7 protein-coding genes are annotated in these 7887 nt (G+C 73.1%); 3 read left to right on the plus strand and 4 right to left on the minus strand.

Going from position 1 to position 7887, the window contains the following annotated elements; all coding sequences use genetic code 11:
- Nucleotides 1-464 precede the first annotated feature (464 nt).
- Nucleotides 465-1412 (minus strand): helix-turn-helix domain-containing protein, encoded by a 948-nt coding sequence (locus ABZ193_RS42575; protein ID WP_020421214.1) that lies wholly within the window; start codon nt 1410-1412, stop codon nt 465-467.
- Between the two features lie 190 nt (nt 1413-1602).
- Here ABZ193_RS42575 and ABZ193_RS42580 point away from each other — a divergent pair, with 190 nt between their 5' ends.
- The gene (locus tag ABZ193_RS42580) at nt 1603-2217 is read left to right on the plus strand and encodes an RICIN domain-containing protein (protein ID WP_020421215.1); all 615 of its coding nucleotides are present in this window, start codon (nt 1603-1605) and stop codon (nt 2215-2217) included.
- 50 nt (nt 2218-2267) lie between these two features.
- On the opposite strand, the gene ABZ193_RS42585 is transcribed toward ABZ193_RS42580, so the two are convergent.
- The 3 genes from ABZ193_RS42585 to ABZ193_RS42595 are packed head-to-tail and all read right to left on the minus strand — an operon-like array spanning nt 2268 to nt 5901.
- Nucleotides 2268-4430, minus strand: coding sequence for a xanthine dehydrogenase family protein molybdopterin-binding subunit (locus ABZ193_RS42585; protein WP_354714491.1), 2163 nt, complete (start codon nt 4428-4430; stop codon nt 2268-2270).
- Complete coding sequence (locus ABZ193_RS42590) at nt 4427-5419, minus strand: xanthine dehydrogenase family protein subunit M (protein ID WP_354714492.1); 993 nt, start codon at nt 5417-5419, stop codon at nt 4427-4429. The genes ABZ193_RS42585 and ABZ193_RS42590 overlap by 4 nt, the downstream gene beginning before the upstream one ends.
- Complete coding sequence (locus tag ABZ193_RS42595) at nt 5416-5901, minus strand: 2Fe-2S iron-sulfur cluster-binding protein (RefSeq protein ID WP_237335926.1); 486 nt, start codon at nt 5899-5901, stop codon at nt 5416-5418. Before ABZ193_RS42595 ends, ABZ193_RS42590 begins: the two co-directional genes overlap by 4 nt.
- Nucleotides 5902-5997: 96 nt before the next feature.
- On the opposite strand from ABZ193_RS42595, the gene ABZ193_RS42600 reads away from it, so the two are divergent.
- Together ABZ193_RS42600 and ABZ193_RS42605 are read left to right on the plus strand one after the other, a co-directional pair.
- The gene (locus ABZ193_RS42600; protein WP_354714493.1) at nt 5998-6660 is read left to right on the plus strand and encodes a TetR family transcriptional regulator; all 663 of its coding nucleotides are present in this window, start codon (nt 5998-6000) and stop codon (nt 6658-6660) included.
- 74 nt (nt 6661-6734) lie between these two features.
- On the plus strand, nt 6735-7700 hold the full coding sequence (locus tag ABZ193_RS42605; RefSeq protein ID WP_354714494.1) for an acetylxylan esterase: 966 nt from the start codon (nt 6735-6737) through the stop codon (nt 7698-7700).
- Nucleotides 7701-7887 lie beyond the last annotated feature (187 nt).

Raw genomic sequence — 7887 nt, forward strand, 5'->3', positions numbered from 1 at the left:
CGAGCCCCGGCGCCGCTGCCCTGGCGCCGGGGCTCGCTCATGCCGGGGGTGCCGTCCACGGCAAGTGCCACACGGTGGCCACGCGCGATCCCTCCCCGCGCCTCAACCCGCACCGACGCGCCGCCCCATCCAGCGGCGCCCCGCCAAGCCCGAGCACCATCGCCGCGCTGGCAGGCCACACCCAAGCCGAAACGCCGTCGCACCCGGCAAGTGCCATTCGGCGGAGCCGCGCCGCTGCCCCGGCGCCGGGGCTCGCTCACGCCGACGCGCCGCCCACGGCAAGTGCCACACGGCGGTCCGGCCCCAGGCGGGCCGGGCCTGGTTGCAATCCCCCTGCGCTCCTCAACGCCGCACCCGCATGCCGCCCCTCCGGGGGCGTTCCACCACCGCTGCCAGACGTCGTGGCCCCCTTACGCCGGGCGAGCCATTCCGCCCGGAACGCCATCCCGGATGCCGGGCCACCTTCACGTCGAAGCGCCGTCCACCAACGCCATTCCCAGCGGGGTCAGTGAATGACGCACCGTGTTGCGGTTGCGGTGGCTCGCGATCAGGCCGGCCGCCCGCAGCACCGACATGTGCTTGCTCGCCGCGGACGGGGTCACTCCCAGGCGCGCCGCGAGGTCCGAGGTGCTGCACCCGGCCGCCGCCAGGACCATCGCCGCCGCGCGGGTCGGGCCCAGCAGCGCCGCCAGGGCGCGCGGGGTGGCGTGCGGGGCACGGCGGACGCGCGGGTCTTCGGCCGCCGCGGGGTATCCCAGGCGCACGGGGCCCGTCGAGCCGGGCACGATCCACGGCTGCACCGTGAAGTAGGTGGGCACCAGCAGCACCCCGGCCGTCCGCCGCGGCGTGCCGGGGCTCGCCACGCCCGTCACCAGGTACGGCGGCTCCCACCGCAGCACCGGGCGCAGCGTGGCCAGCAGACCGTCCACCCCGCCGTCGGCCAGCGCCTGGATCCGCGCCTGCCGGTCCACTTCGACCCGCGCCCGCACGGTGTCCCAGTGCGGCGCCAGCGCGACCATGAAGTACTCCCGCAACGCCTGCACCAGCCGAGACAGCGCGGCGTCCGAACCGGACCGCAAGGCCGCGGCCCACGGCGGCAGTCCACGCGGCTCCGGCAGCGCCGCCAGCGCGGCCCGCACCCGGTCCGGCGGCGTGCCCAGCACCGCCGCGAGCCCGGACGCCAGGTCACCGCCCGCGGGCAGCAGGAACTCCGGCACCTCCCCCGAGGTGTACAGCCACCGCAGCACCGGGAACGACTCCGGCAGCCGGCCCTGGACCCGGCGTCGCCACCAGCCGAACGCCACCTCCTCGTCCCGCAGCAGCCGCACGCTGCTCGCCAGCTCCCAGCACGGATCGGCGGCGTTGCACAGCCCCACGCGGGTCAGGTCGCGCGATTTCAGCTCCAGGCGCACCGGCGATCCTCTCCGCGAAAAACTGTGGCCGCACTGGAGAGATCGTTCGCGATACCGGTCCGTTACACCGTTGAACAGCGTTGTTGAGCGTCCGGGAAATGTGGTCGACTCCGGAGCGCCCCCGCGGCGAAGATCCAGACTCCGGGGTGCGGCCGGAGGATTCCGCGCCCCGTCACGGAATGGGGAACCCATGAGAAGACTGAAGCGGCCGTTCGCGGCCGCGGCACTGCTGGCCGGCCTGCTCTCGCTGTTCGTGGCGCCGAGCGCGGGCGCGGCGCAGCAGGCCGGCGAGCCGGTCACGTCGCTGGACGGGCTGGTGCTGCGCCCGGCGCACCCGAACCAGGTCAAGGGCGGCGTCAACACGATGGCCGAGGAGCAGGCCTACCTGCTCGGCCCGGCCTCGGACCCGGGCCGCTGCCTGGACGCCGACCTCAACACCATCAACCGCAACGGCACCAAGGTGCAGCTGTGGGCGTGTGACGAGTACGCGGCTCAGCAGGCCTGGTACATCCGGCAGATCCCGGAGGGCTACTACCGGTTCCAGAACGCGTACAGCGGCCGCTACCTCGACGCCGACCTGAACACGATCAACCGCAACGGCACCGTCGTGCAGCTGTGGGACTACGTGGCCGGCGCGAAGAACCAGTGGTTCGCAGTCAACGAGATCCCCGAGGGCTACCTGCGGCTGCAGAACGTGCAGAGCGGCCGGTACCTCGACGCGGACCTGAACACCAGCTACCGCAACGGCACGGTCGTGCAGCTGTGGCAGTACGTGGCGGGCGCGCAGAACCAGTGGTGGTTCTGACGCTCCCGTGAACGCCGGGCGCCGGTTGCCGGCGCCCGGCGTTCGTCCGGTCAGAGCAGTTTGTCCAGCGTGATCGGCAGGTCGCGCACCCGCTTACCCGTCGCGTGGAACACCGCGTTCGCCACCGCCGCCGCCACTCCCGTGATGCCCACCTCGCCGGCGCCGACGATGCCCAGCGGCGTCGTGGGGTCCGGGTCGTCCAGTGTGGACACTTCGATGCGCGGCACGTCGGCGTGCACGGGCACGTGGTACTCGGCCAGGCTGGGGTTCATGATCCGCCCGGTGCGCGGGTCCACCAGGGTCTCCTCGGACAGGGCCATGCCGATGCCCATCACGATCCCGCCGCGCAGCTGGCTCGCCGCGGTCTTCGCGTTGACCACCGTGCCGATGTCGAACACCCCGAGCCACCGCGAGATCCGCACCTCGCCGGTGTCCGGGTCGACGCGCACCTCGCAGAACTGCGCCCCGGTCGCGGCCCGCACCCGCCGCCGGTCGCGCACGAACCGGCCGATGAGCCGGGCTTGCCCGGCGAGGCGGCCGAACCGGCTGTCCAACCCGACCGACACCTCCACGTGCGGCACTCCCGCCCGCCGCACGGCCGCCACCAAGTCCCCGGCCCCCTTCGGCAGGCGCCGCTTCAGCTTCTCGGCCGCTTCGAGCACGCTGGCCGCCACGCTCGCGGTCTGCGTCGAACCGCCCGCGGTGGGCGCCACCGGCAGCGCCGAGTCGCCGTACTCGACGCGCACCGCGTCGACCGGCACGCCGAGCGCGTCCGCGGTGATCTGCGCCTGCGCCGTCGCCGCGCCCATGCCCATCTCCTGGAAGCCGCAGCGCAGGAGGACCGTACCGTCGGCCGACAGCCGCAGCGTCACGTTGGCGGTGAACAGCCACGCCGGGTGGTAGGCCGTGGCGACCCCCATCCCGACCAGCCACCGGCCGTCGCGCGTCGCGCCGGGCTCCGGCGCCCGGTCCCGCCAGCCGAACCGCGACGCGCCGGCTTCGTAGACCTCCCGCAGCCTGCGGTGGGTGAACTCCTTGCCGTCCAAGGGGTTGCGCTCGGGTTCGTTGCGCATCCGCAGCTCGATCGGGTCCATGCCGAGCTCGGCGGCCAGCTCGTCGACCGCCGACTCGACCGCGAACGTGCCGATCGACTCGCCGGGCGCGCGCATCGACGTGTTCGGCACCAGGTCCAGCTCGACCGTGCTCGCCTGGATGAGGATGTGGTCCGCGCCGTAGAGGTGCCGCGACTGCGAGGTGACCTGCTCGGGTGCGCCGCCGACGCGGCCGGTGCGGGTCACGCTGGTGTGGATCAGCGCGGTCAGCGAGCCGTCGCGGTCCGCGCCGAGCGCGACGCGCTGGATCGACGGCGTCCGGCCGCCGACCGTGCGGTACACGTCCTCGCGAGTCAGCACGAGCCGCACCGGCCGTCCGGTCGCGCGTGCGGCCAGCGCGGCGAGGACCGTGCCCGGCCAGACCATGCCCTTGCCGCCGAAACCGCCGCCGACGAACGGCGCGATCACCCGCACGTCGGCGGCGGGCACGCCGAAGCGGACGGCGAGGTGGTTGCGGCACCAGTCGATGGACTGGGTCGATTCGTGCACGGTGAGGCGGTCGCCGTCCCACTCCGCGATGGTGGCGTGCGGTTCGATCGCGTTGTGCTGGTGCGGCGGCGTGGTGTACCGGTGGTCCACGGTCACCGGCGCCTCGCCGAACGCCTTCTCCGCGTCGCCCTTCTTCGCCTCGCCCGGGGAGACCGGGCTGTACGGCTGCTTCTTCGCGTGCGGCGCCATCGACTCGAAGTCCACAGTGGAGGGCAGCAGGGCGTACTCCACGCGCACGAGCGCCGCCGCTTCCTTCGCCGCGGCCGAGGTTTCCGCCACCACCACCGCGACCGGCTGCCCGTCGAAGTGGACCTCGTCGTCCTGCAGGTAGTTCACCGAGGTGCCGGACACCAGCGTGCTGAGGTTGAGCGGGTTCACCTTGGGCGCCGGCTTGAGCGGGGGCGCGTTGTGGTGGGTCAGCACGGTGATCACGCCGGGCACCGCGCTCGCCGCCGTGGTGTCGATGCGGGTGACGCGGCCGCGGCTGATCGTGGCGTGCACCAGCGCGGCGTGTGTGAGGCCGGGGCGGAGGTGCTCGGCCGCGAACCGCGCCGCGCCGGTCGTCTTGGCCGGGCCGTCGCGGCGGTCCAGCGGGGCGCCGATGACGCTCATGCCGCACCTCCCCCGGTGGCCAGCTGACGCAGGGTCGCCACGGTCGTGCGGACGGCCAGGCCGGCCTTGAACGCGTTGGCTTCCCGGGTGATCGCGGGCGCGAGTTCGGCTTCGGCGGCGCGGCGGAAGGTGTCGTCGGTGGCCGGCGCGCCGACCAGGAGCCGCTCGGCCTCGGCCGCGCGCCACGGCTTCGTCGCGACGCCGCCGAGCGCCACGCGTGCCTCGGCGATCTCCCCGTCCTCGACGCGCAGCGCGGCGGCGACCGAGACCAGGGCGAACGCGTACGACGCGCGGTCGCGCACCTTGCGGTACCGGGAGTTCGCGGCCACCGGCACCGGCGGCAGCTCGACCGCGGTGATCAGCTCGTCGGGCGCCAGCGCCGTTTCGACGTGCGGGGTGTCGCCGGGCGCGCGGTGGAAGTCGGCGATGGGGATCCGCCGGGTGCCGCGGGTGCTCTCGACCTCGACGACGGCGCCGAGCATCGCCAGCGCGACGGCCATGTCGGAGGGGTGGGTGGCGATGCAGTGGTCGCTCACGCCGAGAACGGCCGTGGAGCGGGCGAACCCGTCGAGGGCGCCGCAGCCGCTGCCGGGCGTGCGCTTGTTGCACGGCGCGGTGTCGTCGTAGAAGTAGAGGCAGCGGGTGCGCTGCATCAGGTTGCCGCCGACGGTCGCCATGTTGCGCAGCTGGGCCGAGGCGCCGTGCAGGATCGCGTGCGCCAGCACCGGGCACCTGGCGCGGATGACCGGGTGGGCGGCGAGGCGGCTGTTGCGCACGAGGGCGCCGATGCGGACGCCGCCGCCGGGCAGCTCCTCGACGGCGGTCAGCGGCAGGCGGCTGACGTCGACCACGGTGGCCGGCTGTTCGATGCCCTCGCGCATCAGGTCGACGAGGTTCGTGCCGCCGCCGAGGAACTTGGCGTCGCCGTCCGCGACGGCCGCCAGCGCGGCGGGCACGTCCGGGGCGCTGACGTAGGTGAACGATCTCATTCCGCGACCTCCCGGATCGCCTCGACGATGCCGTTGTAGGCACCGCAGCGGCACAGGTTGCCGCTCATCCGCTCGCGGATCTCCTCGTCGCTCAGCTCCGGCGAGGTGGTCAGGTGCTCGGTCACGGCGCTCGGCGCGCCCTCCTTGTGCTCGGCGAGCATGCCCACCGCCGAGCACAGCTGGCCCGGCGTGCAGTAGCCGCACTGCAGGCCGTCGGCGCGGACGAACGCCTCCTGCAGCGGGTGGCCGAGCCCCTCGACCGTGGTGATCTCCCGCCCGTCGTACTGCACCGCCAGCGCGAGGCAGGAGTTGATGCGGTCGCCGTCGGCCAGCACGGTGCACGCGCCGCACGCGCCCTGGTCGCAGCCCTTTTTCGTGCCCGTCAGGCCCAGCTCCTCGCGCAGCGCGTCGAGCAGGCTCACTTGGGGCGGGACGTCCAGCCGTTGCGCGGATCCGTTGACCCGCAGTGACACCTCGACCATGTCTGCTCCTCCCGGTTTCTCCCGAAGCTAGCAGGACACCGTCCTCTTAACAAGAGAACAGCGTCCTCTAATCGGGGGTCGTAGAATGATCCGGCGATGTCGAAAGAGTTCCTCCGCGCGCGGCGCCCGGAGCACAAGCAGCAGCGGCGCGAGGCGATCCTCGCGGCCGCGCGTGAGCTCGCGCTCACCTCGGGCGTGCGGAACGTCAGCTTGGGCAGCCTCGCGGCCGCGGTCGGGCTCGCGAAGTCCAACCTGGCGCGGTACTTCGCCACCCGCGAGGAGATCTACCTCGAACTGGCGGCGCAGGAGTTCCACGACTGGGAGACGGCTGCGCTGGAGCGCATCGCGGCGGCGTCCTCGCCGGACGGCGTGTTCGACGCGCTGGTGGAGACGCTCGAGGAGCGCCCTCTCTTCTGCGACCTGCTCTCGCACAGCTCGATCACGCTGGAGCACAACGTGACCGTCGAGGCGGCGCGCGCCTTCAAGCTCCGGACGGCCGAGGCGCTGGCGAAGGTGTCGTCCGCCGTCGCGCGGGCGCGGCCGGACCTGACCGAGGACGAGGCGGGCGAACTGGTCGGCGCGGCGGCCGGTCTCGCCGCGCTGCTGTACCCGGCGGCGAACCCACCCCCGGTGATGGCGAAGCTCTACGCGGAGGACCCGGTGATCGCCGAGTTGTGCATCCAGTTCGCCCCGACGGCGAAGCGGATGCTGCGGGCCCTGGCGGCGGGGCTGCCGACCCTGCGTGAGGGCCGGGACTGACCTTTTTTGTCCGGTGTGGACAGAATCGGCTGAACCCCTCGTCGGCGGCGGTTTCCGGCGCTAGGGTCCCCAGCGTGACGACGCTGTACGACCTGCCGCTGTCGGAGCTGTCCGAGTACCGGCCGCCACTGGACGAACCCGCCGACCTGGACGCCTTCTGGGCCACCGCGCTGGCCGAGGCGGACCGGTCACCGCTGGACCCGGTGTTCCGTCCACAGGAGACTTTGCTGCGGACGGTGGACGTGTTCGACGCGTCGTTCACCGGCGCGGCGGGGCAGCGGATCTCGGCGTGGCTGCTGCTGCCGCGGGACCGGCCGGCGAAGCTGCCGTGCGTGGTGCAGTACCTGGGGTACAACCTGGGGCGCGGCCTGCCGCACGATTACCTGACGTGGTCGGCGTTCGGGTACGCGCACCTGGTGGTGGACACGCGCGGCCAGGGCGGGAAGGCGGTGCCCGGCGCGACAGGCGATTCCTGGTCGGCCGGGCCGCACGTGCCCGGTTTCATGACACTCGGGATCCTGGACCCGGAGCAGTACTTCTACCGGCGGGTGTACGTCGACGCGGTGCGGGCGGTGGCGGCGGCGCGGGCGCACCCGTCGGTGGACGCGGACCGGATCGTGGTGGCAGGCGGCAGCCAGGGCGGCGGAATCACGATCACCGCGGCGGCGCTGGCGCCCGGGGTCGCGGCCGCGATGCCGGATGTGCCGTTCCTGTGCCACTTCCGGCGCGGGGCGGAGATCGCTTCCGAGGGGCCGTACCTGGAGCTGGTGACGTGGCTGGCGGCGCACCGGCACCGGGCCGGGGAGGCGTTTGCCACGCTGCGGTATTTCGACGGGGCCGTGCTGGCTCCGCGGGCTTCGGCGCCTGCTTTGTTCAGCGTGGCGCTGCGGGATCCGGTTTGCCCTCCGTCGACGGTGTTCGCGGCGTTCAACCGGTGGGGCGGGGATTCGGAGATCCGCGTGTGGGAGTGGAACGAGCACGAAGGAGGACAAGGGGCTCAGGTCGCCGAGCAGGCCTCCTGGTTGAGGCGGGTTTTGTAGGCGCTACGCGTAGCGCCCCGGGCGTCGCCTTCACTTCGTTGCCGACTCGCATCGGGCAGCCGGCAACGAAAAGCAACAACCCCACCGACCAGTCCCCTCCCGCAACCCGATCCCCAGCCAAATCGGTTGCCGAGCCACCGGGTCAAGGCACGCTTTCCCGCCTTGACGCGGTGTCTCGGCAACCGAA

Origin of the sequence: Amycolatopsis sp. NPDC006125, from assembly GCF_040614195.1 — a bacterium.
Taxonomy (GTDB): domain Bacteria; phylum Actinomycetota; class Actinomycetes; order Mycobacteriales; family Pseudonocardiaceae; genus Amycolatopsis_E; species Amycolatopsis_E tucumanensis.